This window comes from Pyxidicoccus xibeiensis, from assembly GCF_024198175.1.
In the GTDB taxonomy this organism is placed as follows: Bacteria; Myxococcota; Myxococcia; order Myxococcales; family Myxococcaceae; genus Myxococcus; species Myxococcus xibeiensis.
In genome coordinates this window covers 392,056-418,126 of the sequence record NZ_JAJVKV010000001.1, presented here as the reverse complement: position 1 = coordinate 418,126, position 26,071 = coordinate 392,056, and the positions used below count along the sequence as shown (strand labels likewise).

At 70.7% G+C, this 26,071-nt stretch carries 23 protein-coding genes; 11 read left to right on the top strand and 12 right to left on the bottom strand.

Annotation, left to right across the window (positions count from 1 at the left end):
- Positions 1–176 precede the first annotated feature (176 nt).
- The 4 genes from LXT23_RS01640 to LXT23_RS01625 all read left to right on the top strand — a co-directional run bounded on the left by LXT23_RS01640 (position 177) and on the right by LXT23_RS01625 (position 5,329).
- The gene (locus tag LXT23_RS01640) at positions 177–3,323 is read left to right on the top strand and encodes a GAF domain-containing protein (RefSeq protein WP_253978270.1); all 3,147 of its coding nucleotides are present in this window, start codon (positions 177–179) and stop codon (positions 3,321–3,323) included.
- Entirely contained in the window at positions 3,320–3,778 is a 459-nt protein-coding gene (locus LXT23_RS01635; protein WP_253978269.1) for a response regulator, read from the top strand. The genes LXT23_RS01640 and LXT23_RS01635 overlap by 4 nt, the downstream gene beginning before the upstream one ends.
- An 11-nt stretch (positions 3,779–3,789) precedes the next feature.
- Positions 3,790–4,917 (top strand): ATP-binding response regulator, encoded by a 1,128-nt coding sequence (locus LXT23_RS01630; RefSeq protein ID WP_407692873.1) that lies wholly within the window; start codon positions 3,790–3,792, stop codon positions 4,915–4,917.
- Positions 4,918–5,119: 202 nt separating this feature from the next.
- Positions 5,120–5,329 (top strand): hypothetical protein, encoded by a 210-nt coding sequence (locus LXT23_RS01625; protein WP_253978267.1) that lies wholly within the window; start codon positions 5,120–5,122, stop codon positions 5,327–5,329.
- Between the two features lie 13 nt (positions 5,330–5,342).
- On the opposite strand, the gene LXT23_RS01620 is transcribed toward LXT23_RS01625, so the two are convergent.
- The 5 genes from LXT23_RS01620 to LXT23_RS01600 all read right to left on the bottom strand — a co-directional run bounded on the left by LXT23_RS01620 (position 5,343) and on the right by LXT23_RS01600 (position 9,240).
- On the bottom strand, positions 5,343–6,131 hold the full coding sequence (locus tag LXT23_RS01620) for an FRG domain-containing protein (protein ID WP_253978266.1): 789 nt from the start codon (positions 6,129–6,131) through the stop codon (positions 5,343–5,345).
- Positions 6,132–6,189: 58 nt separating this feature from the next.
- Positions 6,190–7,125 (bottom strand): DUF4202 family protein, encoded by a 936-nt coding sequence (locus tag LXT23_RS01615; protein WP_253978265.1) that lies wholly within the window; start codon positions 7,123–7,125, stop codon positions 6,190–6,192.
- 168 nt (positions 7,126–7,293) lie between these two features.
- Positions 7,294–7,707, bottom strand: coding sequence for a response regulator (locus LXT23_RS01610; RefSeq protein WP_253978264.1), 414 nt, complete (start codon positions 7,705–7,707; stop codon positions 7,294–7,296).
- A gap of 150 nt (positions 7,708–7,857) precedes the next feature.
- Positions 7,858–8,094: a hypothetical protein gene (locus tag LXT23_RS01605; RefSeq protein WP_253978263.1), complete on the bottom strand. Its 237-nt coding sequence runs from the start codon at positions 8,092–8,094 to the stop codon at positions 7,858–7,860.
- A 282-nt stretch (positions 8,095–8,376) separates the two neighbouring features.
- Positions 8,377–9,240, bottom strand: a complete 864-nt coding sequence (locus LXT23_RS01600; protein WP_253978262.1) for a hypothetical protein — start codon at positions 9,238–9,240, stop codon at positions 8,377–8,379.
- Between the two features lie 260 nt (positions 9,241–9,500).
- Here LXT23_RS01600 and traC point away from each other — a divergent pair, with 260 nt between their 5' ends.
- Positions 9,501–11,324 carry an outer membrane exchange accessory lipoprotein TraC gene (gene traC, locus LXT23_RS01595; protein WP_253978261.1) on the top strand — a complete coding sequence of 608 codons (1,824 nt, stop codon included), beginning with the start codon at positions 9,501–9,503 and terminating at the stop codon, positions 11,322–11,324.
- Between the two features lie 597 nt (positions 11,325–11,921).
- Positions 11,922–13,376 (top strand): M57 family metalloprotease, encoded by a 1,455-nt coding sequence (locus LXT23_RS01590; RefSeq protein ID WP_253978260.1) that lies wholly within the window; start codon positions 11,922–11,924, stop codon positions 13,374–13,376.
- Positions 13,377–13,455: 79 nt separating this feature from the next.
- Here the strand turns inward: LXT23_RS01590 and LXT23_RS01585 are convergent, their stop codons facing one another.
- The gene (locus tag LXT23_RS01585) at positions 13,456–14,718 is read right to left on the bottom strand and encodes an MDR family MFS transporter (protein WP_253978259.1); all 1,263 of its coding nucleotides are present in this window, start codon (positions 14,716–14,718) and stop codon (positions 13,456–13,458) included.
- Positions 14,719–14,885: 167 nt separating this feature from the next.
- Positions 14,886–15,482 (bottom strand): hypothetical protein, encoded by a 597-nt coding sequence (locus tag LXT23_RS50005; RefSeq protein WP_267146665.1) that lies wholly within the window; start codon positions 15,480–15,482, stop codon positions 14,886–14,888.
- Between the two features lie 124 nt (positions 15,483–15,606).
- On the opposite strand from LXT23_RS50005, the gene LXT23_RS01570 reads away from it, so the two are divergent.
- Both LXT23_RS01570 and LXT23_RS01565 read left to right on the top strand, forming a co-directional pair.
- Positions 15,607–16,818 carry a LysR family transcriptional regulator gene (locus tag LXT23_RS01570; RefSeq protein WP_253978258.1) on the top strand — a complete coding sequence of 404 codons (1,212 nt, stop codon included), beginning with the start codon at positions 15,607–15,609 and terminating at the stop codon, positions 16,816–16,818.
- The gene (locus LXT23_RS01565; protein ID WP_253978257.1) at positions 16,815–17,720 is read left to right on the top strand and encodes an AEC family transporter; all 906 of its coding nucleotides are present in this window, start codon (positions 16,815–16,817) and stop codon (positions 17,718–17,720) included. Before LXT23_RS01570 ends, LXT23_RS01565 begins: the two co-directional genes overlap by 4 nt.
- A 16-nt stretch (positions 17,721–17,736) precedes the next feature.
- Here LXT23_RS01565 and LXT23_RS01560 read toward each other — a convergent pair whose 3' ends face one another.
- The 3 genes from LXT23_RS01560 to LXT23_RS01550 form a co-directional block, all read right to left on the bottom strand.
- A complete protein-coding gene (locus LXT23_RS01560; protein WP_253978256.1) occupies positions 17,737–18,495 on the bottom strand; it encodes a DUF5953 family protein in 759 nt (252 codons plus the stop codon).
- 1 nt (position 18,496) lies between these two features.
- Positions 18,497–19,228, bottom strand: coding sequence for a DUF6310 domain-containing protein (locus LXT23_RS01555; protein WP_323378710.1), 732 nt, complete (start codon positions 19,226–19,228; stop codon positions 18,497–18,499).
- Positions 19,229–19,595: 367 nt separating this feature from the next.
- Positions 19,596–22,625, bottom strand: a complete 3,030-nt coding sequence (locus LXT23_RS01550; protein ID WP_253978254.1) for a carbohydrate binding domain-containing protein — start codon at positions 22,623–22,625, stop codon at positions 19,596–19,598.
- Between the two features lie 272 nt (positions 22,626–22,897).
- Between LXT23_RS01550 and LXT23_RS01545 the strand changes: the two genes are divergently transcribed.
- Positions 22,898–23,704: a nucleotidyltransferase family protein gene (locus LXT23_RS01545; RefSeq protein WP_253978253.1), complete on the top strand. Its 807-nt coding sequence runs from the start codon at positions 22,898–22,900 to the stop codon at positions 23,702–23,704.
- 81 nt (positions 23,705–23,785) lie between these two features.
- On the opposite strand, the gene LXT23_RS01540 is transcribed toward LXT23_RS01545, so the two are convergent.
- Positions 23,786–23,995 (bottom strand): hypothetical protein, encoded by a 210-nt coding sequence (locus LXT23_RS01540; protein ID WP_253978252.1) that lies wholly within the window; start codon positions 23,993–23,995, stop codon positions 23,786–23,788.
- Positions 23,996–24,238: 243 nt separating this feature from the next.
- Between LXT23_RS01540 and LXT23_RS01535 the strand changes: the two genes are divergently transcribed.
- Both LXT23_RS01535 and LXT23_RS01530 read left to right on the top strand, forming a co-directional pair.
- Positions 24,239–24,439, top strand: coding sequence for a hypothetical protein (locus tag LXT23_RS01535; protein ID WP_253978251.1), 201 nt, complete (start codon positions 24,239–24,241; stop codon positions 24,437–24,439).
- Positions 24,440–24,536: 97 nt separating this feature from the next.
- Positions 24,537–24,821, top strand: a complete 285-nt coding sequence (locus LXT23_RS01530) for a hypothetical protein (protein ID WP_253978250.1) — start codon at positions 24,537–24,539, stop codon at positions 24,819–24,821.
- On the opposite strand, the gene LXT23_RS01525 is transcribed toward LXT23_RS01530, so the two are convergent.
- The gene (locus LXT23_RS01525) at positions 24,822–26,012 is read right to left on the bottom strand and encodes a hypothetical protein (protein ID WP_253978249.1); all 1,191 of its coding nucleotides are present in this window, start codon (positions 26,010–26,012) and stop codon (positions 24,822–24,824) included. It lies immediately after the preceding gene.
- Positions 26,013–26,071 lie beyond the last annotated feature (59 nt).

Here is a 26,071-nt window from a genome sequence, read left to right as displayed (position 1 = left end):
CACCGGGGGAGCCGGTGCCCGGTGACAGGAGAAACGAGGCAGACAGGACGGGAGGGTCCGCCAGCCCGTCCGCCCGGTAGGGCGGCTGCCCCGCGGGGCGATTGTCGGCTGCTGGAAAGGCTGCTTCTGGCCGAAAGGGAGAGGCGCGAGCGGGCTGTTAGCTTCGGGTGCCTCACATGACGCACCCCCTCCCGAGTCCTCCGGATGCTCCGCCGGAGTCCCCGCCACCTGGCAGGCTGGCAGGCTTCCTCCACGAAGACGTCGTCCATCAAATCGCGGAGAGCATCCCCCAGCTCATCTGGATTACGCGGCCGGACGGGTACCACGAGTACTACAACCAGCGCTGGTACGAGTACACGGGGCTGACGCCCGAGCAGACCGAGGGGACGGGGTGGCGACGGGCCTTCCACCCGGATGACCTGGTGGAGGCGGGCCGGCGCTGGGAGCACTCGCTGCGCACCGGCGAGCCCTACGAGGTGGAGTACCGCTGCCGCCGCCACGACGGCGTGTGGCGCTGGTTCCTCGGTCGCGCGCACCCCGTCCGGGACGAGCAGGGCCGCGTCCGCCGGTGGTTCGGCACCTGCACGGACATCGACGACCAGAAGCGCTCCGCGGACTCCATGCGCCTGCTGGCCGAGGCCGGCTCGCTGCTGTCCTCCTCATCCCTGGACTACGAGGCCACGCTCACCGCGCTGACGCGGATGGTGGTGCCGGGCCTGGCGGACTGGTGCTCCATCGAGGTCGCCCTCGAGAATGGCTCCACCCGGCAGGTGGCGGTGGCGCACGTGGACCCGGAGAAGGTGCGCTGGGCGAGGGAGCTGCGGATGCGCTACCCGCCGCGCCCGGACGACCCGGCAGGCGTGCTGTCCGTCATCCGCACCGGCAAGCCCGTGCTGCTGTCGGACATCCCGGACTCGCTGCTGCTGGCCGCGAGCCAGGACGACGAGCACCTGCGCATCGCCCGCGAGCTGGGGCTGCGCTCCGCGCTGATACTGCCGCTGGAGGCGCGCGGCCGCATCCTGGGCGCGCTCACGCTGGTCAACGCCGAGTCCGGCCGGAGCTTCTCCGCCGAGGACCTGCCCCTGGCCGGGCAGCTCGCCGCGCGCGCCGCGCTGGCGGTGGACAACGCGCGCCTGTACCGCGAGGCCCAGGAGTCGCTCAAGCGCAGCGAGGAGGAGCGCCGCCTGGCGGAGGTGCTGCTGCGCATCGGCGCGTCGCTGTCGTCGGAGCTGGACTCCACCCGGCTCGTGCAGCGCATCACCGACGAGACGGTGGCCCTCACCGGCGCCGCCTTCGGCGCCTTCTTCGAGAACCGGGTGGACGCGAACGGCGGCTCGTACATGCTGTACACGCTGTCCGGCGCGCCGCGCGAGGCCTTCGCCCACATGCCCATGCCGCGGGCCACGGCCATCTTCGGCCCCACCTTCCGGGGCGAGGGCACCCTGATGCTGGACGACGTGCGCAAGCACCCGGACTACGGGAAGAGCGCGCCCTACCACGGCATGCCCCCCGGACACCTGCCGGTGTGCAGCTACCTGGCCGTGTCGGTGAAGAGCCGCTCGGGAGAAATCCTCGGCGGGCTGTTCTTCGGACACCCGGAGCCGGGGCGCTTCCGGCCGGAGCACGCGCGCCTGGTGGAGGGCGTGGCCTCGCAGGCGGCCGTGGCGCTGGACAATGCCCGCCTGTTCCAGGAGGCGCGGCGGATGGAGGAGCGCTTCCGCTCGCTCGTCAACGCCACCTCGCAGACGGTGTGGGTGACGCGGCCGGATGGCGCCGTGGTGGAGGACAGCCCCACCTGGCGCGCCTTCACCGGGCAGACGTACGAGGAGTGGTCGGGGCAGGGCTGGCTGGACGCCGTCCACCCGGAGGACCGGGAGGTGGCCGCCCGCGCCTGGATTGCGGCGGTGGCGGAGCGGCGGCCCTACGAGGTGGACTACCGCCTGCGCCGGCCGGATGGCAGCTACACGCCCACCCGGGTGCGCGGCGTGCCGGTGCTCAACGAGGACGGCGGCGTGCGCGAGTGGGTGGGCACCAACACGGACATCTCCCTGCAGCGCCGCGCGGAGGAGAGCGCCCGCCGGCTGGACCGGGAGCGGGCCGCCCGCCGGCTGGAGGCGCTGCGCGCGGAGGTCAGCGCCGCGCTGGCGCGCGAGGGCAGCGTCCCCGAAATCCTCCAGGGCTGCGCGGAGGCCCTGGCGAAGCACCTGGGCGCGCTGATGGTGCGGCTGTGGCTGCACCATCGCGACACGAAGACGCTGGAGGTGGTGGGGAACGCCGGCCCGGCGGCCCCGCCGCTGGAGAAGTGGCGGCGGCTGGACGTGGAGGGCCCCAGCATGGTCAGCCTGGTGGCCCGCACGCGCGAGCAGCTCTGGGTGGATGACCTGACGCGGGACTCGCGGGTGCTGGACACCGGGTGGGTGCGGGAGGCGGGTGTCCACTCCCTGGCGGGCATCCCCCTGCTGGTGCGCGGCGAGCTGGTGGGCGTGCTGGGCGTCTATGGCCGCCAGCCGCTGAGCGAGGACGCGATGGCCGCGCTGGCGGCGGTGGCGGACGCCATCGCCCAGGGCGTGGAGCGCCGCCGCGCCGAGGAGGCCCTCAAGCAGCACGCGCGGGAGCTGGCCCGCTCCAACGAGGAGCTGCAGCAGTTCGCCTACGTGGCCTCGCACGACCTGCAGGAGCCGCTGCGCATGGTGGCCAGCTACACGCAGCTGTTGGGCCGCCGCTACAAGGGGAAGCTGGACGCGGACGCGGACGAGTTCATCCACTACGCGGTGGACGGCGTCACCCGCATGCAGCGGCTCATCCAGGACCTGCTGACCTGGTCGCGGGTGGGCACGCGCGGGCGCGAGCCGAAGCCGTGCGACGCGGGCCGGGCGCTGGAGCGGGCCACCGCCAACCTCCAGGCCGCCATCCAGGAGAGCCACGCCAGGGTGCGCGGCGGGCCGCTGCCCGCGGTGCTGGCGGACGAGACGCAGCTGGCCCAGGTGTTCCAGAACCTCATCGGCAACGCGCTCAAGTTCCACGGCGCCGCGCCGCCCCACGTGGAGGTGGCCGCCGAGCGCCAGGGCGCGGAGGTGCGCTTCACGGTGAAGGACCGGGGCATCGGCATCGACCGGCAGTACTTCGACCGCATCTTCATCATCTTCCAGCGGCTGCACGGCAAGGAGGACTACCCGGGGACGGGCATCGGCCTGGCCATCTGCAAGAAAATCATCGAGCGGCATGGCGGACGCATCGGCGTGGAGTCAGAACAGGGCCGGGGCACCACCTTCTGGTTCACCCTTCCCGCCGCCCCGGCCCCGGAGAGGTCCGAGACACCATGAGTCACGAAGAGAACGGCACACCGATTGAAATCCTCCTGGTGGAGGACAACCCCGGGGACGTGCGGCTGACCATCGAGGCCCTCAAGGAGGGCAAGGTGCGCAACAGCCTGTCGGTGGCGCGCGACGGGGTGGAGGCGCTGGCGTTCCTGCGGCGGGAGGGCGCGTATGCCAACGCGGCCCAGCCGGACCTCATCCTCCTGGACCTGAACCTGCCCCGGAAGGACGGGCGCGAGGTGCTGGCCGAAATCAAGGACGACCCCCTGCTGCGCCGGATTCCGGTGGTGGTGCTCACCACCTCCAAGGCGGAGGAGGACATCCTGCGCACGTACGACCTTCACGCGAACTGCTACATCTCCAAGCCGGTGGACCTGGACCAGTTCATCTCCGTGGTGCGCTCCATCGACGACTTCTGGCTGTCCGTCGTCCGGCTGCCACCCAGGCCCGAGGTCTCATGAACGCGAGGGGGATGGAGGAGCGCTCGCTGCGGGTGCTGCTGGTGGAGGACAACCCGGGGGATGCCCGGCTCCTCCAGGAGGAGCTGCGCGAGTTCTCCTCGGCGCACTTCGAAATCGTCCACGTGTACCTCCTGGCGGAGGCGGTGCGCGTGGCGGAGACGTCGGCCGTGGACGCCGTGCTGCTGGACCTGTCCCTGCCGGACGGGCACGGGCTGGGCAACATCTCGCGCATGCTGCAGGCGGCGCCGTCGGTGCCGCTGGTGGTGCTCACCGGCACGGACGACGAGCGGCTCGCGGTGCAGGCCGTCCACCAGGGCGCCCAGGACTACCTGGTGAAGGGCCAGGTGACGGGCCCGCTGCTGGTGCGCGCGCTGCGCTACGCCATCGAGCGCAAGCGGGTGGAGGAGGGGCTCAAGCGCGAGGAGGCGGCGCGGCAGACGGCGGTGTTCCGCGAGCAGTTCCTCGGCATCCTCGGGCACGACTTGCGCAACCCCCTGCAGGCCATCTCCGGCAACGCGGCGCTGCTGCTGCGCTACGGCGGGCTGGCGGAGCCGCAGCGCAAGGCCGTCAACCGCATCTCCATCTCCGCGGACCGCATGGCGCGGATGATCAATGACCTGCTGGACTTCACCCGCACCCGCCTGGGCGGGGGCTACGCGCTCAACCGCGCGCGGCTCAACCTGCACGACGTGGTGCGGCAGGTGGTGGAGGAGCTGGAGGTGGCGCACCCCAGGCGCCAGTTCGAGCTGAGCCTCTCCGGCAATGGCTGGGGCGACTGGGACGCGGACCGCATCGCCCAGGCCGCCTCCAACCTGGTGGGCAACGCGGTGCAGTACTCGCCGGAGGACACCCCGGTGAGCGTGGCGATGCGCGACGAGGACGGCGGCGTGCGGATGGAGGTCCACAACTGGGGCCTGCCCATCCCCAGCGAGCGGCTGCCCCACATCTTCGACCCCTTCGTGCGCGCGCAGGACATGCGCAGCGCGCAGCGCAACGGGCTGGGGCTGGGGCTCTACATCACCCACGAAATCGTGCGCGCCCATGGCGGCCTGCTGCGGGTGACGTCCACCGCGCAGGAGGGCACGCGCTTCTGGTTGTGCCTGCCGCGCCACGAGTCCCCCATGGCCGCCACCGCGTAGCACGGGCGGGCGGCCCGGCGCGGCCCTGCTCGCCCGGGCGCTTTCCGGGCCACGTCCGCACGGCGGGGGAGCAGGGGGGCGGCCTTCGTGCGGGCATGCGGGGGAGCAGCGCCGCGAGCGGTGGGAAGACACACCTTGTCGGGGTGGAGTCAACGCGGGCTGCCCGTCACCGGCGTGCGGCCCCCTTCAACGAGGTCCGTGCATGTTGATTCTGGGCACCACCCTACTCGGCGTCCTCATCTTCTTCGCGCTGGTGCTGGTCATCCTCCTGGGCGGCGCCTTCGGCAACAAGCGGCTGAAGGACCTGCGTGAGCTCACCGAGCGGCAGCAGGCCGCGGGGCTGACGGGGGACACCACCATGAACGACCCGCACGCGCTCGACTACGACGACAAGCGCCACGTGCCGGCATAGCCGGCGCCAAGGCTCAGCGGGGCCGCGGGCTGTAGTAGCGACGCAGCCAGCGGCTCAGCCCGTCCAGGCCCGGGAAGAGCACGCGCTCGGTGACGTTGGCCTGGTCCAGCTTGTCGCGCACCTCCCACTTGAGGGCGGCGGGGACGATGAGCTTGCGCACGCCCTTCTTCTGGTCCTCGAGGAAGTCGTCCAGGCACAGCGCCGGCCCGTTCATCAGGGAGAAGAGGGCGAACTGGTTGACGATGCGCGCGTCCAGGGAGGGTGGCTCGAAGAAGAGCACGAAGGGGTGCTTCACCAGCCTGTCGAAGGAGGCCAGGTCCCCGGCCACCGCGTCCAGCATCTCCCCGGTGAAGACGTCCGCGCCCTCCTGCTGGAGCTGGGCCTTGAGCGGCCTGGGCAGCACGCGGTTCGTCTCGTGGTAGTCCACGCACCACACCACGCCGTCCTCGCCGGCCAGGTCGGTGTCCTCGGTGAGGAAGTGCAGCGCGACGTGGGGGCTGAACGTCCAGTCCAAGAGCCGCGTGGGCAGCCCATGGTGCTGGGCCAGCGCGAGCCAGTCCCAGATGGAGCGCATCTGCTGCTGCGCCGCGCCGTGCGCGTACTTCCGGAAGGCGCGCAGCAGGTCCCGCTCCTGCTTCACGAACATGCCCTTGCGGTTGAGCGCGGTGGACAGGTCATGCTCCACGTGCGGCATGCCCCGGTAGACGAAGCTGGAGCGGTGACGCCCCAGCGCCTCGTTCCAGGAGTCCGCGAAGAGCGCGTCCTGGAGCTCCAGCCACGAGTTGACCCGCTGCTCCCGCATGGGCGGCTGCTCCCTCCGTCCGTGTCCCACCCGGGAGAACACGGCGTGACGGGCAGCTCTATCCCATCCGCGGCTGGCAGGCGCGGGGCTCATGGATGGCGGACAGCTGCGCGTCCAGGAGGTTGCGCACCCCGGGCGCCAGCCGCATCTGCGCCAGCCGGCGGAGCTGCTCCGGGCGCAGGCGCGCCAGCGTGTTCGCCACCTTGCGGCGGCTGTGCTCGGGGTCGAAGTAGCGGATGAAGCCAGAGGCGTTGAGGGAGAAGAAGGACAGCGCATCCGCGTCGTCGATGAGCGCCAGGTCCGCGTCCCCGCTGGGGTGCTCGTGCCGGGCCACCAGCTCCTTCACGCGCCGGCAGGTGGGCTCGTCCGCGCCCACCTCCTCCAGCACCTGGCACGTCAGCTCCGCGCCCCGCGCCGCGTGCGCGTCCTTGCCGGCCTGGGAGTCCGGGGCCGGGTGCTCGACGCCCCGGTCCGCTTCCGTCAGCAGCCGCTCCACGTCGTGGAAGAGCGCGGCGGCCTGGACGGCGAGGTCCGCGTCCGGGCGCAGCCGCAGCGCCCACTGCCAGGCATCCAGCGCGTGCTGGTAGTCCGCGCGCACCCGCGGCAGTCCCAGGTCATGCAGGGCGCGGTGGCGCGCCAGCACCCGGTCGAAGAGGCGGGCCGAGGAGGCCTCGTTGCGGCGGCCCACGAGGCCCTGGTAGCGCGTGAGGATTTCCAGCGCGGCGATGACGAGCGCCTCGCCGCGCGCGCCCTCCAGGTGCAGCGCCAGCCGCTCGCAGCGCTCCGCCGCGCCGAAGACGCGCCCGTCCCAGTCGAAGGGGTCGAAGGCCAGCGAGCCCCACTCGGACACGTCCAGGCGCAGCACGTGCGCGCCCCGGCCGGCCAGCAGCGGCCCCACCACCACGGTGGGGAACTCCGCATGCACGAGGGCCCACCCGTTCCCGGCGGCAGGCCCCTCGGTCCCGAAGTCGGACAGCAACAGCTGGCGGAGCATGGCGCCTCCCTTCGGGCGGCGTACCGCGCCCGAGCAGGTTGGCTGGCAAGCTGGAGTCGTGTTGCCGTGGCGCCCACTACCTCACGAGGCCATGGACGCGTGGGTTACCGCACATGGCGGGCGCGCGGCGTGGGCGGCTGAACGGGGACCCTGGCTGTCCGGGAGGCGTCAGGCCACGCGAGCGGTCGGGGGCGGGGGCGCCACGTCCACGCAGCGGCCCGGACGGGTGAGGCGGCTGAGCAGGCGCGACAGCTCCCCGGCGGCGAAGGGCTTGCGCAGCAGGCACACCGCCCCCTCGAAGCTCGGCAGCTCCAGGTCCATGCCGGTGGTGAGCACCACGGGCAGCTCCGCCAGCGTGCGCTGCGCATGCAGCAGGCGGATGAGGTCCCGGCCGTCGATGTCGGGCAGCACCCAGTCCAGCACCAGCAGGTCCACGCACGGCTCGGTGAAGAAGGCCCTCAGCGCGGCGAAGCCGTTCTCACACGCGATGACGCGGTAGCCCTCCATCCCGATTGCCTCCGCGAGTGTCTCGCGCAGGAGGGCATCATCCTCGACCAGGACGACGATGGGACGATAGGGCATGAGGCGCTCGCTTCCCGGCAGGAGGGGGCAGGGGCGGGACCGGCTCCGGGGACTCTCGTTCCGCCGCTGCGCAAGAACCCCGGCCCTCGCGCGTCCTCGTCCCGGGGGACGGCGCGTGGCCGGGGCCTGTCTCCGCGGCGGCCAGGCGGCCTAGGGCCGACCGGCGTCCGCGGGTTGGTTGAACGCGTAGGCGTCCGCGCCAGGCGCGCGGTCCTGGCGGAACATGGGGCACTTCGCGCAGGTGAAGCTGTCCCAGTCCTTCTTCACCGCGACGTCGATGCAGCCGCCGTAGAAGCGGCAGTGCACGTTGCGGTGCTCTTCGATGGAGAAGGACTCGGCCCGCAGCGGAAGGCGGAACTCGGTAGGACGCGGCTGTGGACAGGACATGGTGACTCTCTCGCCCCCCTCGTGGGTGCGGTGGCTTCCCGTGGATGCTGAATTCCTCTACCGGCTGGTGCGTCGCGTCATTCCCGACGCGGCGGAGCGGCCCGCGCGACGCGCAAGGCACGCCTCATGGGGGCCAGCAGAGGGCATCGTCATGTAACGGGCGAGATAGGCACGCGCATGCGGCGGGGCCGGCCCTGGAGAACGGGCGCGGCCCTCAGCACGAGGAGCGGGGCGGCGAGCGAGCGACGTCGGACGGCCGGCGTCCGGAGCCCGGCCCGCGGCTCAGAGGGTCAGCGACTTTTCGATGTCCGCGAGCTTGAAGCGCGCCATGGCCAGGTTCGCATTGGCGCGGTGCAGGGCCAGGTAGAGGAACAGGCCCTCCTTGGTCGAGAGCGGGCGGATGACGTGGTACTGCTCGCCGAGGGTGATGAGGATGTCCTCGATGCGGTCCTTGATGCCGAGGGCATTCATGGTCTTCAGCTTGGCGCGCACCACCTCGGTGTTGCCGGCGGCCGCGGCGTCGACGTTGAAGGTGGCGTTGCCGCCGATGCTGCCCAGGCTCATGCCGCTCTTGGCGTCCACCAGGCAGGCGGCGAAGGCTCCGTCAATCTTCAGCGACTCTTCCAGGCACTGCTTCACGTTCGCCATGTCGATGTTCTCTTCCAGGAGTGGTGCGGTAGGGGAAAACGGAAGCGCCAGCTCTTCGATGCTGAACGTCAGCTGGCTGGAGTAGGCGCGGGGCTGGGTGACGAAGAGGGCCTGGGCGTCCTTCAGGGCCAGCAGGGCCTCCAGCTGGTCCGCCAGGTGCCGGCGCAGCAGCTCGCGGACGCTGTCGCGGGGGAGCAGGTCCCAGGCCACCAGCGTCTCGCAGAAGTTGCCGCCGCTCTTGCGGCACTCGTCCATCACCTGTTGGAGGTCCTCCCGGCTCACCCGCCGCTCGTGGATCAGCATGGAGGCGAAGTTGGTGGCGCCGGGGCCGGTGATGGCCGCCCAGGCCACCTTCCTCGCCACCACGAAGATGCGCCCGGAGAGGGTGGAGGACTTCACCACCACCTCGCCCCCGAGCTGGCTCTCCAGCGCCTCGCGGAGGACCGTCCGCACCACCTGCCGGGGCTGCGAAGACACCATCTGAGGAGCGAGTTCCATGCCTGGGCCCACGGGGACACGAGCGTCTGCGGCCACGTTAGAGCGCCATTCCAAGTCGCTGTCTACAGGGCGGTTGAATGTTGGCAATGCGACTGTAATTTCCCCGGTAGGTAGAGGTAACAGCTACCCGGCAGGGGTTCAAGTGGACCTGAGGACCCGGGGAGGGGGCCGAGGGCGCGCTGGAGCCCGCTCCGCTCCTGGTCTGGAGGGCGGGCGGGCGTGCAGTGGAAACCTTCACGCTGCGAGGGCTTTCCCCGAAGATGCGGACCGTGCACCCCCTCGCTCGAAGCCCCCGCTCCGCTCCCGCCCCGTCCCATCGCTGGCTGGGGGCGCTGGCCCTGGCCATGCTGCTCGCCCTCACGGGCTGCTCCGCCTTCTCGCGCGCGGTGAAGGAGGGCGACACCGCCAGCCAGCAGCAGAAGTGGGCGGAGGCTGAAGCCGCCTACCTGCGCGCGCTCGCCGCGGACCCGGAGGCGTCCGAGGTGAAGGTGAAGCTGACGAAGGTGCGCCAGGCGTGGAGCGAGGTGGTGCTGGAGGAGGCGCGCGGCGTCCACGCCAGCGGAGACCTGGACGGCGCGATGAAGCGGCTGGTGCGCGCGCTGGAGCTGAACGCGGAGAACGCACCGGCGCGCGAGCTGTTGGGGCAGACGCTGGATGCGCGCGTGGTGGTGGGGCAGACGGCGCTGAAGGAGGAGCGGCTGAAGGAGGCGCGCGCCGAGTTCGACGCGGTGCTGTCGGTGGCGCCGGACCACGCGGCGGCCAAGCGCGGCGTGGACGGGGTGCAGGTGGCGTGGGCGAAGCGCTGGTTCGGCACCGGGGACACGCTGGAGAAGGCGGGCAAGCTGGGCAACGCGCTGGTGGCGTACGTGCGCGCGGACCAGGAGCGCGTGGGCGCCACGGCGGCGCGCGAGCGGGCGGAGGCCGTGCGGCAGAAGCTGCGCGACGAGGTGGCCTTCCTCGTGGTGGCCACCCCGGTGGAGGACAGGGCCGGGGCGCCGGACGTGGTGCAGCGGCTGGGCGCCGGCCGGCTGGCGGCGATGCTGCCCACGAAGCTGCCGCTGCGCGTGGTGACGGAGGCCCCCGACGGCCGCGAGGGCGTGAAGCTGGACTTGTCGCTGGAGCGCGTGCTGCCGCTGAAGGCCACGGAGGACTCGCAGCGCACGAAGCGCTACCTCGCCGGCAACCGCTCGGTGCCCAACCCGCGCCGCGCCGACTTCGAGAAAAAGCTGCTGCAGGCCGAGCGCTCGCTGGAGGAGATTGACCGCAAGCAGGCCTCGGCGCTGCGCGAGTACCTGCGCATGCAGGCGGAGCTGCTCACCGTGCGCGAGGGCGCCGAGCGCTGCCGGGAGCGCGAGCGCCGCGAGTGCCGCGAGGCCCTCCAGGAGTGCGGCGAGGCGGCGCGCGAGGCGGACAAGCCCGGGACGGTGCCCGGCGAGTGCAACCCGTCGCGCTGCGCCAGCGGGGCGTGCGCGCAGGAGGAGCAGCTGCTCGTCCAGAAGGCCCAGGCGGTGAAGGAGAAGGAGAAGGCCCTGGAAGTCGCGCTGGACAAGTCCGAGGCGCAGCGCATCGAGGTGCAGCGCAACCGCGACACCGTCTTCCGCGAGCCCGTCACGGTGGAGGAGCCCATGTACTCGGACTTCACCTATGACGTGCAGCTGCACCGGCTCACCGTGACGGCCTCCGTCACCGCGGTGATGCGCGACTTGCTGAAGGACGCGGGCGTGGTGGCCCCCCAGACGCAGGACTACGCGGTGGCGCACGAGGACGTGGCGCACAAGGGCTATGACCGCTACGGCGTGCTCGCGGACCCGGTGCAGCTGCGCAACGAGCTGGAGCTGCGCGTGGAGGTGGGCGACAAGGCGGTGACGGACCTGGCGCGCCGGGTGAAGGAGCGCTTCGACGTGTACCGTGGCAAGCGCGTGGAGGACGCGCGCCGCGGCATGGTGCGCCCCGGCGCCGAGGACGTGGTGGAGACGGCCGTGCGCGCGCTGCTGCTCACCGCGGACGCCCCCCCGGCGGACATCCTCCAGCCGCTCGGCCGCGCGCGCGGCCTCAACCGGCCCGAGGCCCTCATCGGCCTGTAGTACTTGGAGTACTTGGAGCCCCCGTCCCCTGGAGTCGTCGCCCGTGCGTCCCAGGGGGCGCAGCGCCCGTGGCCCCGTCCCGCGCGCGCAATCGCTCCGGCGCGTCTCCCGTAGCCCCCATGAAGGGGACTTCCACACCGGGGACACACGCCATGAGACTCGACCTGAACCGCCTGCTGCACGAGAGCGACCTGGACTTCGCCGCCGCGGTGTTCGTGTTCGTCGCCTTCGTCATCCTCCTGTTGGTCGCCCTCCTCCCCATTTAGAGGTAGAGGAGGCGCCGGAGGCGGGTGGGGGCCGCCTCCAAATGCCGCTTTCCCAGACAGAGCGGTTGCCGGGGTGGCGTTGATTCCTTCAACTTCGCATTTTGCCTGTCCGATTGTAGGTCAGCCGGGTGGCTACGTATAAGTACGTAGAATCGTGGACCTCAAGGGCGACAATGTAAGCCCTGTTTACGTTTCCGGGGGCGGAGTTGGAGCAGGCGTGCTCCATGTGGTTGGAACACCAAGTCAAAAACTTGAATGAGGCCAATGGTTTGGCTTCTGGCATGGCGAGTGCTTGGTCGGGGAGCACCCCCTCATCCAACCAAGGATGTCCATGTCCAAGTCCAAGTTCGTAGGAGCCCTCACGGGTCTGGCGCTGCTCGCCGGTTGCGGCGGTAACGACGGCAGCACCCCCACCCCCGAGACCACCGGTCAGGGGATGTCGTGGGAGCAGTTCCTGTCGCTGGTGTACCAGGAGCCGGACACGGGCATCTTCATCGCTGACGGCGACACCACGTTCGCCTCCGAGAAGCTGCTGCGTGAGTTCTACGAGAACAACGTCAAGAACGGGCAGCTCATCGTCCACACGAGCGGTGGCGTGGACGCGAAGTGGAGCGACACGCAGAAGAAGAACCTCACCTACTGCGTGAGCACCACGTTCGGCACGAACCACACGACGGCCAAGAACGCCATGGCGGCGGCGGCGGCGGCGTGGGAGGCCGTGGGCGACGTGAAGTTCGTCTACGTGAGCGCGCAGGACGCCAGCTGCACCGCGAGCAACACCAACGTGGTGTTCGACGTGCGGCCGGTGAACTCGGGTGGCCAGTACCTGGCCCGCGCGTTCTTCCCGAACGACGCGCGCGCCAACCGCAACGTGCTCATCGACAACACGGCCTTCGGCAACACGTCGCCGTGGACGCTGACGGGCATCATCCGCCACGAGCTGGGCCACACGCTCGGCTTCCGCCACGAGCACACGCGCCCCGAGTCCGGCACGTGCTTCGAGGACAACAACTGGCGCGCGCTGACCACGTACGACTCCGCGTCCGTCATGCACTACCCCCAGTGCAACGGCTCGCAGACGGGTGACCTGGTCATCACCACCAAGGACACGCAGGGCATCCAGGCGCTCTACGGCGCCCCAGGTGGCACGCCGCCCCCGACGGGCACGCAGGTGACGGAGACGCGTTCGGGCAGCGTGACCTCGGGCTCGAACACGAACTACGGCCCCTTCACCGTGGTGGCCGGCACGAGCTTCTCCGTGGCGATGACGGGCACGGGTGACCCGGACCTGTACGTGCAGTTCGGCGCGGCGCCCACGACGACCAGCTACGCCTGCCGCCCGTACCTCTCCGGCGCCGCCGAGTCCTGCAACGTGACGGTGCCCGCGGGCGTGACGAGCGCGTACATCATGGTGCGCGGCTACGCGGCCGGTACCTTCAACCTGACCATCAACTACACCAAGCCCGGCACCGGTGGCACGGGCACCCCGAAGACGGACACGAAGACGGGCAGCGTGGCCGCGGGCAGCGTCACGAACTTCCCCGCGTACACCGTCCTGGCCGGTTCCACCTTCAAGGTGGTGATGTCCGGCACGGGTGACCCGGACCTGTACGTGCAGTTCGGCGCGGCGCCCACGACCACGAGCTACGCTTGCCGCCCGTACCTCTCTGGCGCGGCCGAGACGTGCGAGGTCACCGTGCCGGCGGGCCAGACGAGCGCGTACATCGGGGTGCGCGGCTACACGGCCGGCACGTACACGCTGAACATCAACTACACCGCGCCGTAAGGCGGCTGTTGGAGTCGGTGTAGCTCAGGCGGGCGGCCTTCCTTCGGGAGGCCGCCCGTTGCTTTTGGGGCTTGTGAGGTCAGTCCGCGCTGGCGCTGATGCCGGGGCGCAGGGCGCGCAGGCTCTCCAGGCGGCGCCGGCGGGCTCCGGCGATGGCCAGGTGCCAGACGGCGGCGACGACTCCCACGGCGAGGCAGACGAGCCACAGCGCGGTGGCGCCGAAGCGGCCGAGCATCTGCCCACCGAGCGCGGGCGCGGCGCAGGCGGCCAGGCCCCACAGCATGTTGTACGCGCCCTGGTAGGTGCCGCGCAGCTCGGTGGGCGCCAGGTCCGCCACCACGGTGGGGGCCACCGGGGCCTGGGCAATCTCGCCCAGGGTCCACACCACCACGGCCAGCATCGCCAGGCCCATGCTGGCGGACAGCGCGTGCAGCCCGAAGCCCACGCCGGTGAGGACCGCGGCCAGGGCCAGCGCGGTGGAGCGCTTCAGCCGGGCCACCGTGCCGCCAATGAAGGGCTGCAGCAGGACGATGAGGACGCCGTTGACGGCGAGCACCATGCCGAACTGTGCCTCCGTCAGGCCGCGCTGGCTCAAGTCGAGCGGCAGCGCCATGTGGCCCTGGAAGAAGATGAGCGCCACCGCGAAGACGGGCACGCCGAAGGCGATGAACACCGGGTCCTTGAAGGGAGCGAGCACACTGCCCACCGCGCTGCTCGAGCGGGCCGGGGCGGCCTCGCCCTCGGGGCGCGTGGGGCGTGTCTCCGGCAGCAGCACCCAGATGGCGCAGCCATAGAGGAAGGTGGTGATGGCGTCGGCGATGAAGAGCAGCAGGTAGCCGTAGCGGGTCATCAGCCCGGCGATGGGCAGGGCGGCGGCGAAGCCCACGTTGATGACCCAGTACAGCAGGCTGAAGGCGCGGGTGCGGTCCGCCGGGGGCACCACGTCCGCGATGGCGGCGGACACCGCGGGCCGGTACAGCTCGCCCACGGTGCCGAGCGTGAAGGCGGCCACGGCAATCCAGAAGGGCTCGCGGGAGAAGCCGAGGAAGAGCATGCCTCCGGCGCCCAGCCAGAGGCCGCCGGCCAGGGTGATGCGCCGGCCCAGCCGGTCCGCGAGCGTGCCACCCAGCGGGCCCGCCAGCACCGTGCCCGCGCCGTGCAGCGAGGCGACGAGGCCCGCCTGCTCCACGGTGAAGCCCCGCTGGCGCGTGAGGTACAGCGCGAGGAAGGGGACGACGAAGCCGCCCAGCCGGTTGATGAGCGTGCCCGTCCACAGCACCCAGTACGTGCGAGGCAGGCCGCCGACGAGGGAGCGCACGGCCTGGAGGAGCGCGCCGCTCATGGCTGACTCCGGGGAACGGCGGGCGAGGATGCGGGACGCGGTGGACCGGAGCAGGGGGCCATGACTGCGCGGCAGCATGCGCGAGCGGGCCCCTCGGCTCCAAGTCCCTCCGGGCTCCGCGCTTCACGACGGGGTGGAAGCGGCAGGGCCGGGCCGTGTCGTGGGGCTCAGCCCTTCACGACGGGCAGGGGCGCCAGGGCGGCCGGGCGCTTGGCGGGGGCGCACATGTCATTGTCCACCGGGCGCTGGCCGAAGAAGAGCTTGTCCCCTTCCACCTTCACCAGGTCGTGGTCCATGCCGCACTGGGCAAGGGGCTTGAAGAAGAGGCAGGCGCCGGGGACGGGCTGCTCCACGCCCACCGTCCAGGTGCCGGTGCCGCAGCCGGACTGCGCGAAGGCGTCCGCCAGGGGCTGCACGTGCGCGGTGAGGTGGCGCTCGCCGAAGGCGAAGTCGCCCTCGGTGGCGCCGGACACCTGCTCGGAGTCCTTCACCAACGTGTAGGGGCCGGCGACGCGGGCGGTGAACAGCTTCGTCTGGCACTGCGCGTCGCCGAAGGCATCGAGGTTGAGGGTCCACGCCGTCTCGGTGAGCTGGAAGTGGCGCTGGACGTAGCTGTTGCTGCCGTCTCCGTTGGGGATGGCCTCACAGGTGGGGCTGTCCCAGCGGCCGGTGAGGTCCTGGGGCTTCACGGACGTCTTCGCTCCACCGCACGCGGCGGCGGAGAGGGTGGCGAGGGCAACGGCGAGGCGGGTGGTGGCGTTCATGGCGAGGCTCCGGTGGCGAGGGCCGCGCGGTGCGGCCCGGTGTGTTGGAGGCATCAATGCCCTGGTGACGGACATGCGGAAACGCTGGAGATTGCCGTGGGGGCCTGCAAATCTGCAGGGCACCATGCCGGACTGGAATGACCTGCGGTACTTCCTGGCGGTGTCGCGCGAGGGGACGCTCGCGGCGGCGTCGCGGGCGCTGAAGGTGGATGCGACGACGGTGGGGCGGCGGCTGACGGTGCTGGAGGAGGAACTGGGGACGCGGCTCTTCGACAGGACGCCGGGGCGGCTGGTGCTGACGCCAGCGGGGCAGGGCATCCGGGGGACGGTGGAGGAGATGGAGGCGTCGGTGCTGGCGGTGGAGCGCCGGGCGGGCGGTGAGGACGCGCGGCTGGAGGGCGTGGTGCGGGTGACGACGACGGAGGCCTTCGCGGTGAACCACCTGCTGCCGCGCTTCGGGCTGTTCCGCGAGCGGCACCCGGGCATCGAGGTGCAGTTCCTCACCGACTATGGCGCGCTGGATTTGACGCGGCGGGAGGCGGACGTGGCGGTGCGGCTGACGCGGCCGAAGGAGGCGTCACTGGTGGCGCGCAAGGTGGGGGAGATTGCGATTTCCCTCTACGCGTCGGAGGGGTACCTCGCGCGGCGGGGACTGCCGGACCCGGCCACGGGCTTCGCGGGGCATGACGTCATCGGCTACGCGGACGCGGCGGCGAAGTGGCCGGAGGCGCGGTGGATGGGTGAGGTGGCCACGTCCGCGCGCGTGGGGGTGCGGTGCAACTCGCTGCTGTCGGTGGTGGCGGCCACGGGGGCCGGGGTGGGGCTCGGGTTGATGCCGTGCTTCCAGGGGGATTTGTCGCCGGGGCTGCGCCGGCTGCTGCCTCCGGTGGCGGCGCTGCGGCGGGACATCTGGCTGGTGGTGCATCCGGACCTGCAGCAGAACGCGCGGGTGCGGGCGGTGCTCGACTTCCTGTCGGAGGTGCTGCAGCGGGAGCGGCCGCTGCTGGCGGGGGGCGGGTTGGTGGCTCAGGCGTCCGAGTTCCCGGTGCGGTGGCCGGTGGTTGGGGCTCAGGAGGCGCAGGGCGTGGTGGGTGAGCGGCCACGGCCTGACCCGCGGGCGGTGGGGCCTCGGCAACGGCGGCCTGCTTCGAAGCGCCCCGCGCGGCAGGCGGTCGTCGGTGCGGTGCAGGGGGGACGGGGAGCCTCCCCAGCCCGGCGAGCCGCGAGCGGGGCGAAGCGAGGCACGGAGAGACCCGCCGAGGCGGCCGGGAAACCTGGGGCGGAGAAACCTCCGCGCGCGGGGCAGGCACGGCGTGGGAAGGTCCGGGCGCGATGAGTGGCGTGATTGGATTGCTGGCGACGTGCCTGGTGCTGGGCGTGCTGGCGCGGCGGAGCGGGAAGTTCCCGGCAGGCTCGGCGGGCCCGTTCAACACGTTCGTGCTGTACGTGGCGCTGCCGGCGCTGGTGCTGCGGGTGATGCACCGGCTGGAGTTCGTGCCGGAGCTGGCGGTGGCCGCAGTGGTGCCGTGGCTGTACTACCTGGCGGCCGGTCCGTTCTTCCGGTTGCTGGGGCCGAGGCTGGGGCTGTCGAAGCAGTCGGTGATGGCGCTGGTGCTGACCGGGGGCTTGGGGAACACGGCGTTCGTCGGGCTGCCGATGGCGGAGGCGCTGCTGGGGCAGGGTGGGCTGGCGGTGGCGGTGGTGGCGGACCAGCTCGGCTCGTTCCTGGTGCTGTCCACGCTGGCGACGCTCGCGGCGACGCGGGCAAGCTCGGAAGAGGCGCTGCCGTGGCGCGTGCTGGCGCGGAAGGTGGTGACGTTTCCTCCGTTCGTGGCGCTGGTGCTGTCGCTGGCGCTGCGGCCCTGGGGCTATCCCGAGTGGGTGGAGACGGTGCTGGAGCGGCTGGGGGCGCTGCTGACGCCGCTGGCGCTGTTCTCGGTGGGGTTGCAGCTGCGGCTCAAGGGCGTGCGGAGCCGGCTGCCCGCGCTGGCGCTGGGGCTGTCGTACAAGCTGCTGCTGGTGCCGGGGCTGGTGGCGCTGGGGCTCTTGGCAATGCCGGGGCTGGCGCCGGTGGTGGTGCACGCCACGGTGCTCCAGGCGGCGATGGCACCCATGGTGAGCGCGGCGATTCTCGCTGCGGAGCATGACCTGGACCCGGACCTGGCCGTGCTGATGGTGGGCGTGGGGATTCCTCTGTCCTTCGCGACCGCGCCGGTGATTCTGTGGCTGGTGCGGTGAGGTTCGGCACAGAAGGTCATGGCGCTGAGCGACCTCCAATTTCCGGGAAGCGCTCATAGGCCTTCAGGAGCGCATCCAGGTGGGCGCGGTTGTCCAGGTCGAGCGGCGTGTCCGTGAGCCGCACGACCCACCCGCCCGATGGCGTTCCGCGAGCGCTTGTGAGCAGGCCCGCGTCGCGTGAGGGGTCTGGGAACCCGATGGCTCGGGCGGCAGCAGCCGACCAGTAGTTCAGCCATCCGAGCCGATGCGGAATCTCGGGCGAACGGATGTCCCTTGGGAGCTTGAGTACTGGCAGCCCTCGTGATGGTGAAGGCGGCCCCGCCAATGTTGGCGCCGTCTGCTCAGCGATCTCCACGCCCGCGTTGAACGGCGTTGCATGCCCCCAGAAGGCTTGTGCGCCCTCTGCTACGGCCTCCAGGACAGTTGCTGTCGCGGCAATGCCGGCTGCGTCGAGTGGCAGGTCTGCATGGACTTCGAAGTGCGGCGGACTCCCTGCCGCAAGCCCGTTCGGATTTTCCCAGCCAGCGATGGTTACAGGCCTGTCGCCGTCATCGTTGCAGAGGAACGGAAAGCCGCCGTGGGCCCTGTGGGTTGCTACCCATTCATCGCGGTTGGGCAATTCGACCAGGTCTCCCTTTTCAGAGATTGTCCACCCCAAGCGCAACCCGGGAAGCGCACGCTCCAGTCCATGAATGATGGTTAGCGCACGGCCCTCGTCGCTTGACGAAACAGGTGCATAGACGATGATGGCAAGCTCGCTCGGGCTGGGTTCCATTTCAACACCAGTCCATGACGACGATATTGAGAGAAGGATCTGCCAACCTCAGCGCGGCCTTGTGCGCCTCACTGCGCACGCCAATGATGAAGTCATATCCACACTCTCTAGCAAGCCTGGCCTCGCGCTGTATCTCGGCCAGCTTCACCTTGATGAAGAACTTCCGGGAGTGAGGCGAGTGCTTGTCGAAATCATCCGTCTTGACCTCCCAGAGCGTGCGGGTGGCGAGCACCAGCGCGTCGAAGTGCTTGCCGTTCACGAATACATTCAGGCCGGGGAAGTTGTTGCCTGGAATCTTGTCGGCGCAATCGTTATGGGGATCGTTTCCTCCACGGGGCGGTCCTGGAATCGGGCTGCACTCCGGGCCGCGCTGTCGCTCCAGGGGATCGTTCGGCACCGGGGGAAACCAGTCTTGCCCCGATGGCTCAGGCTTGGGCTCTTGGCTCGCTGAAGATTCCTGAGGGGTAGGCTTCGTCTTGGGGGCGGGCTCTACCTCTTCTGGTCGGCTCCCTCTCAGCTCATACCCATCCAGTGCTTCCTTGATGGCGACTCCTACCACTACTACTCCAACGACAATCACCGCGCCCACGACGATCTCCGGTGCCGCCGCCAGGACACAGAGGCCAATTCCCAGGGCAGCCGCGTCCGCCGAGGCGACTGCGCACCTTCCCATCGGGTCGTTGAACCGGATCCGGTCATGGTCGAGGGCTTGAAAGCACTGCTCCGCAAGCACGGGCCAGGGCTGAGAAGCCTCACGGACAGCGCACCGTCCCCCGTCTCTCCACGGCAGCGTTGCCGCTCTCTGGAGATTGGCAACCCTTGGGTCCAAGGGCGCGCGCACTCCTGGGCCTGGTGCCGACGTAGCGCATGCCGAGAGGAAGAGCAGAAGTGCAGCGCTGGCGCGGAGTCGCATGGCTACGTCCTTCCAGCCGAGCCAGCGGGTTGCTGGTCGGAGTCGGCCGGTGCGCGAGTATATGCGGTTCTCTCTCTTGGAGCCGTTCCTCGAGAGCTCCCTGGCGGCGAAGTCACAGCCGGAAGGCGAGCCCAAAGACTGACTCCGGCTGTGACCTCCACACCGCTCCGTCAGCTCCCCGCTCCGCTCACTGACAGTCCGTCACGGGTGCCTGGAACCTCAGCGTGTAGCTCCCCTCGGGCAGTGAGAGCGCCGGGGCCCGGAACATCGGCGTCGGCGGATTGAAGAAGGTCGCGGCCACGAACTCGGCGTGTGGCGCCGGTGTCACTGGTGGGTACGTCACCCCCAGGTCCGAGTTCATCATCAGGTAGACGCTGTTCTCCCGCCCCGTCGCCGTGACGGTCATCAGCTTGGAGCCCGTGCTCGGCGCTGAGTTCGTCCACACCAGGGATTGCCCCGGCGGCCACAAGGTGAAGCTGCCCGTCGACGCGCGGCTGGGAAGTCCGCTCGCGCAGACCGGTTGCAGCGTGAAGCGGAAGGTCTTCTCGAAGTCCAGCCGCACACGCACCACCGACAGGGGCGGCACCGCCACCGTGAAGGGGTTGTTGCTCGTGAGCAGCTCGCTCGGCACCGGCTGCCCTGGCGCCGGGTCCAGCGTGAAGGCCGTCTGCGTGTAGTCCGTGGCCTTCATCACCTCCACCGCCTTGCGCTTGTACCCGGTGACGTCCAACCCCGAGAAGTTCACCGAGGCGCTCGCCGCCGCCGTGGGATGCCGGTTCATCAGGAAGACGTAGAGCGCGTCTTGCCCCACCGACCACCCCGCATGCGCGGTGAGGAAGTTCACCGGCTTGCCGCCCGGCAGGCACGCGAAGCCCGTGCAGGTCGGACTCGATGGGGTCGTCCAGTTCGCCGCGGGTGCGCTCACCGAGGCCGGCAGCATCGTTCCTCCCGCCAGGACGCTGGTGAACTTGAAGGCGTTGCCCTGCGGGTTGAGCACCGGCACGCTGTTCACCACCGTCGCGATGCCGCAGTGCCCCCGGGTGAACGCGTGGTAGTTCGACGACGCCACGCCCGCCCGCGCCATCCGCAGGTACGAGTCGGCAATCATCATCCCGTGCTCCACCGTGGACACCGAGTCCACGGCCCCCCGCCAGTTCGTGAAGTCGTAGGCCCGCACGTTGTCCACGTACACGTCCACCGGCGCCGGGTCCGTGCTCCAGCTTCCCAGGTACTTGCGAATCCGCAGCACCACCTGGAACTGCGTCGTGTCGTCGAACGTCTTGCCGGTGATGGACACCCCCTGCCACACGCCGGGCTGGATGGCGGTGAGCTGGCTCTCCGCGATGTGATGCAGGGAGTGGGCGCCCGCGTTCGTCTGTTGGAGGACGAGGGACACGTACTGGGGCGTGTTCGTCTTGAAGTACGCCGTCACCGCCACGTCGCGCCCGGGCCGCGCCGGGAGGACCTGCACCGCCTGGACGATGTCGGACGCCGCGCCCGAGGAGCGCGTGAGCGAGAGCTTCAGCGCACCGGTGCCGTGCTGGGGCTGGGTGTTGACGGCGCTCATCGCCCCCGTGTTCGCCTGCTGCTGCCAGAGCGACCAGGACGCGGTGCCGCTCTCGAACGAGGGGTTCGCCAGCTCCAGCAGGTAATGGATGTCCGTGAAGGAGACCTGGTCGAAGAGCGCGACGACCGGAGCCGTATCGGCCGCCCACTGGGCGCTCGTCTTGTTGAGCCGCAGCAGCACCTGGATGGACGTGGTGTCCGCGAACGTCGTCCCATCGACGAACACCACCGGCGACCAGGCGTTCGCCGCGAGGCCGGCCAGGCTCCGCTCCGCGACGTGGTGCAGCTGGTGCTCGCCCGCGTTCGTCTGCTGGATGATGAGCTGGCCATAGGCGGGGTTGGGCATCTTCACGCGCACCCCCAGCCGGTACTTCCGGTTGGGCAGGACGTTGATGACCTGGCCCACCTGCACCGTGTCCACCGCCGTCCCCGCGGAGCGGGTCATCGTCAGCTGGAGCGACTGCGCGCCATGAATCTTGTCCGTGCTGGAGGCGACCGCCACGGTGCCGGCATTGCGCGCCCAGGGGCTCCAGCTCTGCGTGCCGCTCTCGAAGGAGTCATTCACCACGCGAACGGGCTTGCTGCCCTGGTCTCCGCTGGTCCAGCACTTCAGGTTCCACTCGGTGAGCGCGAGCGGCGCGCCGGAGTAGTCCGTGTTGCGCCTGGCGAAGATGCCTTGCATGCCCAGCTCCGGCCAGAACGCCGACATGCCCTTGAAGATGTGGGGGTGGTTGTTCGCCGTCGGCGAGTAGCCGGCGTACGAGTAGACGTGGTCCGTGACGCCGTCGAAGCAGGCACGGCCGCCGGCGCAGCTCCGGTCGGCGAGCAGCCGTTTGACCATGGTGGTCCACGCCACGTCCTTTGCCTCCGACGTCTCGCCGGTGATGTTGTTGCCCGTCGTCGGATGGCCGACGAGCAGGACTCTCACGCTCGGGTCCAGCGCCTTCAGCTCGCGCGCGAAGGTGAGCGCCACGTTGCCGTAGTCGTCCGGGTTCCAGGTGCCCCACGGCTCGTTGCCCAGCTCGAAGGTGCGGAGGCTGCCGCCGTGCAGGCGCAAGAGCTCGCGCGCATCCTCGAGCAGCCGCGCTGTCTTCTGTGCCTCGGTGAGCGTGGGCGCTGGGTACTGCGGCAGCCAGCCGCAAGGGTTGCCCAGCCCCTTCGTCTCGACGTTGAGCTGGAAGATGGGCTCCGCGCCGAGCTCGGAGGCGATGGCCAGGAAGTCGGGCACCGGCATCACGTCCCACTCCGTGTAGGCGCCGCCGATGTTGAAGCGCATCTTGTTCTCGCGCCAGCTGTAGCCGTCACCGTGGCAGCCGCCGGGGAAGCGGATCTGCCGGATGCCCATGGCCGCCAGCGTCGTCCTGCCCTGGTCCGCGGTGGCGCCGAACAACCCGTAGAAGAGGCTCTTGTTCAGCGCCGTGTTTCCGATGAGGTTCATCCCCCAGACCTGCCGGGAGATGGCGCGAGCACCCGTGCCGGAGACGGTCACCGTGGCGGGATAGTTGTCGGGCACCGGCGGCAGCTGCACGGGCTCCGACACGGTGGCGAGCGGCGCGTCCTCGCCGGGCTCCCTGACTCCAGGCTCGCCGCCGCAGGCCACCAGCCCCGCCGCGAGCACTCCGGTCCATCTCCACGCTGCGGTTCTTCTCATCGCGACTCCCCTCGAACGCGCACGGCCCGTATGGCCGAGCGCCCCAGCATCGGCGCGAGCGGCAGAAAACATCCAGCGGTGGACAGCTCTTGTCGCGGGAGCGTGGCGCGTCGCGAGATGTGTGACCGCGGACACGCCCCAGGCCCGCCTGCCTGCCCTGCGTGCCGGTGCGCGGCCGTACCGCTGTCGTGCAGGCACCTGCCTCCTATCTTTGGCCCATGGCTGAGCAACCACCGAAGGCCTCGGGAGCACCCGGGGGGGACCCGCGGCGGATGGAGGTCCGGCGACCTGTCGCCGAGCTGGGCGCACGCGCCTACGCCATCCAGTTACTCTCTGATGCAGGCATCCCCTTCCTGGTCGGCGGCGCATACGCGTTCGCCCACTACGCGGGCATCTACCGCGACACGAAGGACCTGGACCTGTTCATCCGCAAAGCGGATGCGGACAGGGCGCTCGAGGTGTTCGCCCAGAACGGGTGGACCACCGAGAGCAACGTCCACGGCTGGCTCCACAAAGCCTTCTGGGACGACTACCTCGTCGACATCATCTTCGCGTCCGGCAACGGCATCACCATCGTCGACGACGGCTGGTTCGAGCACGCCGTCCCCGCGCAGTTGCTGGGCTGCGCGTGCAAGGTGCCCCCGGCGGAAGAAATCTTCTGGAGCAAGGCCTTCGTCCTGGAGCGCGAGCGCTTCGACGGCCACGAGCTCACCCACCTCCTGCTCAAGACGGGCAAGAGCTTCGACTGGCCGAGGCTGCTCGCGCGCTTCGACCGGTACTGGGAGGTGCTGCTCGCCCACCTGATGCTCTTCCGCTTCGCCTACCCGGCGGACCGCGACATCGTCCCCGAGTGGCTGATGCAGGAGCTGCTGTCTCGCGCGAGCGGCTCCGTGGCGGAGGGCAACTGGCAGCAGAAGCTCTGCCGCGGCCGGCTGCTGTCGCAGGTCGCCTACCAGGTCGACATCGATGAGTGGGGCTACCAGGACGGCCGTGCCTGGGACGAGGAGGACCGTCAGGATGAGGCCGACTCCGCCGCGCTCGCGACGGGGACCGACAGCGGCGCTCACGGCCCGCACTGAGTCGCGGGCCGGAGCGGAGGCTGTCAGAAGGCTCGGAGGGCGGGTGGCGGAAGGCTCCGCGCCACCCGCGACGTGGGTGAACTACGCGAGCGCCGAGGTGGCGAACGACAGCTCCACGCTGTTGTCATGCACGCGCATGTTCGGCTTGGACAGCCAGTGGCACTGCGGACAGTAGCTGTGCGCGCCTGCCTGCGACGCGCGCACAGTCACCTCTCCGCCGCAGAGCACGCAGCCGTCGGGAAGGACGAATTCGGCGAACCGCTCGCCGGTGCTGCTCTCGAAGTGAGTCATGCCTTTGAGTTAACGCAGGATTCGCGGGGCACAAGCAGACCCGGGGGTGTACCCGGGTACATGCACCGCGCGCCCGCTTCCACGGCGACTCTCCACACCAGGCAGGCAGGCAGGCCTCCCTGCAATCCTTACCGGCCTGACACCGACTGCTGACTGCCTGACATCCCAACCCGGTGGGCCCACGACGTTGCGTTGGCACGGGGATTTCAAGGGACGGGGGGAATGAGGGTGGAAGGGGTCGGTATGGGTGACGTGGGACAGGTGGAGCTCCACCACGACAAGCGCGGGTGGAGTGTGGAGGTGACGCGGGAGGGGGAATCCCGGCGCTATCGGTATGGCAGCGAGGCCCAGGCCCGCTACTTCGCGGCGGTCTTCGCCCTGGGGCCCCGGGTGCTGCCACCCGTGACGGCTGCGCGGCGCAAGCGGACCCGGCGGGCGGCCTGAGTCCTCTGATGCAGGCGTGAAGGGGGACCGGGCCTGCGGGCGCGGTGGCCGTGGCTTCCCTCTACCCATGAAGGCGCTTTTCGGAGAAGTTCGGACCATGAGCGACGCACCCAAGCCCTTCCTCCACCGCACCAACAGGCAGGCCATTACCAAGGAGCCGGACCCGGCCGGCCGCTGGTCCAAGCAGTTCCCGGACATGATTGGCTACTCCAGCCAGGGCGGCGGCAAGGTCCCCGCCGACTTCGCCTGGGTCTCCAGCCCCAAGCAGGAGCAGGAGGAGCTGACGCCGGAGACGCTCGCGGCCCGCTTCGCCTCGCTGCGCGTCACCCCGCCCAGGCCCCAGGCCCCGGCGCTGCCCGCCGAGGGCACCAAGAAGGAGTAGTCAGCTGAACGGCAGGGCCGCGAGCCGCTCCCGGAAGCGCGTGAGCAGCTCCCGCGCCCCTGCCTCGTCCAGGCCCTCGGCGGCCTCCTGACGCGCCTTGCGCAGGAAGCCGTCGAAGGGGACCGAGCGCCCGTACAGCGCGCCCGCGGCCTCCACGGCCTCCGCCAGCACCCGCGCCGCTCCCTGGGAGCCGAGCGCCAGGTGCATGTCCGCCTGCTCCAGCTTCACGCCGCACGCCGCCCACACCGCGCGGTCATGCACGGTGAGCCAGGTGCGCGTGACGTCCTCCATGTCCGCGTCCAGCGCCGCGAGGAAGGGTTCCACCAGGCCCGTCAGCGCGTCCAGCGGCAGCTCCGGCCGGGCCGCCGTCTCCAGCAGCCGTGCGCGCAGCTCCAGCACCTGGCGCTTCTGCGGCGTGCGCAACGCCACCGAGGCGGACAGGGAGCTGAAGGCTGACAGGCTCTCCGCGACCTGCTTCACCAGCGCCGGCCGCGCGGAGGGCTCCGCCTTCGCCGCGCGCTCCAGGCGGCCCTGCAGGGAGCGGCGCAGGTCCGCCGCCGCCGCGCGCAGCGCCGCCCGCGCGCCCACCTGGTGGACGTAGCCGGGCACCACTTCCTCGCGGCGCACGTCCGCGAAGGCTGCCGAGGTGAGGTAGACGAGCTCGCCGATGCGCACGCGGAAGTCGGCGCGGAACGACTGCAGCTCCGCCATCAGCGTCCACCTGTCGCTCACCACCTCCGGGCGGCGCATCTGCTGGCCCAGCTCCCCCACGCGCTTCGCCAGCCGCTCGGCGCTGGCGTGCAGCACCGCCTCCACCTCCTGCGCCAGCCGCTCGTCCGAGCTGGCCGGGGGCGGGGCCCATCCCGCGTCCCCACTGGCGGCGCGCGCGGGGGGCGGAAATTCGTGGTGGATGGCGGTGACGAGCTGGTTGACGCCCACCACCGTGTCGCCGATGGCGGGCGCCATCGTCTCCCACAGCGACAGGTCCGCGCCGCCGTCCGGCTCCACCGAGGTGGGCTCGTACTTCGCGATGCTCAGGTGCCCCAGCCGGTCGATGGCCACGGCCGCCGCGCGGTGCACGCGCTCCAGCCGGTCCGCCAGGTGGCGGTCCGTGAGGGACTCCAGCAGCGCCTCCAGCCGGGAGGGCAGGGCGTCCTGGGGCAGGCGGGGCTTGGGCGTCGGCGAGGGCATGGTGGGGTGGGCAGGCAGGCGGGGCGGCCACCCTAGCGCACCGCCCCTCGGGCCCGGAA

What these genes read in the sequence shown, in the direction of transcription:
- LXT23_RS01640 (WP_253978270.1), top strand. Translation starts at nt 177, where the DNA reads ATGACGCACCCCCTCCCGAGTCCTCCGGATGCTCCGCCGGAGTCCCCG.
- LXT23_RS01635 (WP_253978269.1), top strand. Translation starts at nt 3,320, where the DNA reads ATGAGTCACGAAGAGAACGGCACACCGATTGAAATCCTCCTGGTGGAG.
- LXT23_RS01630 (WP_407692873.1), top strand. Translation starts at nt 3,790, where the DNA reads ATGGAGGAGCGCTCGCTGCGGGTGCTGCTGGTGGAGGACAACCCGGGG.
- LXT23_RS01625 (WP_253978267.1), top strand. Translation starts at nt 5,120, where the DNA reads ATGTTGATTCTGGGCACCACCCTACTCGGCGTCCTCATCTTCTTCGCG.
- LXT23_RS01620 (WP_253978266.1), bottom strand. Translation starts at nt 6,131, where the DNA reads ATGCGGGAGCAGCGGGTCAACTCGTGGCTGGAGCTCCAGGACGCGCTC.
- LXT23_RS01615 (WP_253978265.1), bottom strand. Translation starts at nt 7,125, where the DNA reads ATGCTCCGCCAGCTGTTGCTGTCCGACTTCGGGACCGAGGGGCCTGCC.
- LXT23_RS01610 (WP_253978264.1), bottom strand. Translation starts at nt 7,707, where the DNA reads ATGCCCTATCGTCCCATCGTCGTCCTGGTCGAGGATGATGCCCTCCTG.
- LXT23_RS01605 (WP_253978263.1), bottom strand. Translation starts at nt 8,094, where the DNA reads ATGTCCTGTCCACAGCCGCGTCCTACCGAGTTCCGCCTTCCGCTGCGG.
- LXT23_RS01600 (WP_253978262.1), bottom strand. Translation starts at nt 9,240, where the DNA reads ATGGAACTCGCTCCTCAGATGGTGTCTTCGCAGCCCCGGCAGGTGGTG.
- traC (WP_253978261.1), top strand. Translation starts at nt 9,501, where the DNA reads ATGCGGACCGTGCACCCCCTCGCTCGAAGCCCCCGCTCCGCTCCCGCC.
- LXT23_RS01590 (WP_253978260.1), top strand. Translation starts at nt 11,922, where the DNA reads ATGTCCAAGTCCAAGTTCGTAGGAGCCCTCACGGGTCTGGCGCTGCTC.
- LXT23_RS01585 (WP_253978259.1), bottom strand. Translation starts at nt 14,718, where the DNA reads ATGAGCGGCGCGCTCCTCCAGGCCGTGCGCTCCCTCGTCGGCGGCCTG.
- LXT23_RS50005 (WP_267146665.1), bottom strand. Translation starts at nt 15,482, where the DNA reads ATGAACGCCACCACCCGCCTCGCCGTTGCCCTCGCCACCCTCTCCGCC.
- LXT23_RS01570 (WP_253978258.1), top strand. Translation starts at nt 15,607, where the DNA reads ATGCCGGACTGGAATGACCTGCGGTACTTCCTGGCGGTGTCGCGCGAG.
- LXT23_RS01565 (WP_253978257.1), top strand. Translation starts at nt 16,815, where the DNA reads ATGAGTGGCGTGATTGGATTGCTGGCGACGTGCCTGGTGCTGGGCGTG.
- LXT23_RS01560 (WP_253978256.1), bottom strand. Translation starts at nt 18,495, where the DNA reads ATGGAACCCAGCCCGAGCGAGCTTGCCATCATCGTCTATGCACCTGTT.
- LXT23_RS01550 (WP_253978254.1), bottom strand. Translation starts at nt 22,625, where the DNA reads ATGAGAAGAACCGCAGCGTGGAGATGGACCGGAGTGCTCGCGGCGGGG.
- LXT23_RS01545 (WP_253978253.1), top strand. Translation starts at nt 22,898, where the DNA reads ATGGAGGTCCGGCGACCTGTCGCCGAGCTGGGCGCACGCGCCTACGCC.
- LXT23_RS01540 (WP_253978252.1), bottom strand. Translation starts at nt 23,995, where the DNA reads ATGACTCACTTCGAGAGCAGCACCGGCGAGCGGTTCGCCGAATTCGTC.
- LXT23_RS01535 (WP_253978251.1), top strand. Translation starts at nt 24,239, where the DNA reads ATGGGTGACGTGGGACAGGTGGAGCTCCACCACGACAAGCGCGGGTGG.
- LXT23_RS01530 (WP_253978250.1), top strand. Translation starts at nt 24,537, where the DNA reads ATGAGCGACGCACCCAAGCCCTTCCTCCACCGCACCAACAGGCAGGCC.
- LXT23_RS01525 (WP_253978249.1), bottom strand. Translation starts at nt 26,012, where the DNA reads ATGCCCTCGCCGACGCCCAAGCCCCGCCTGCCCCAGGACGCCCTGCCC.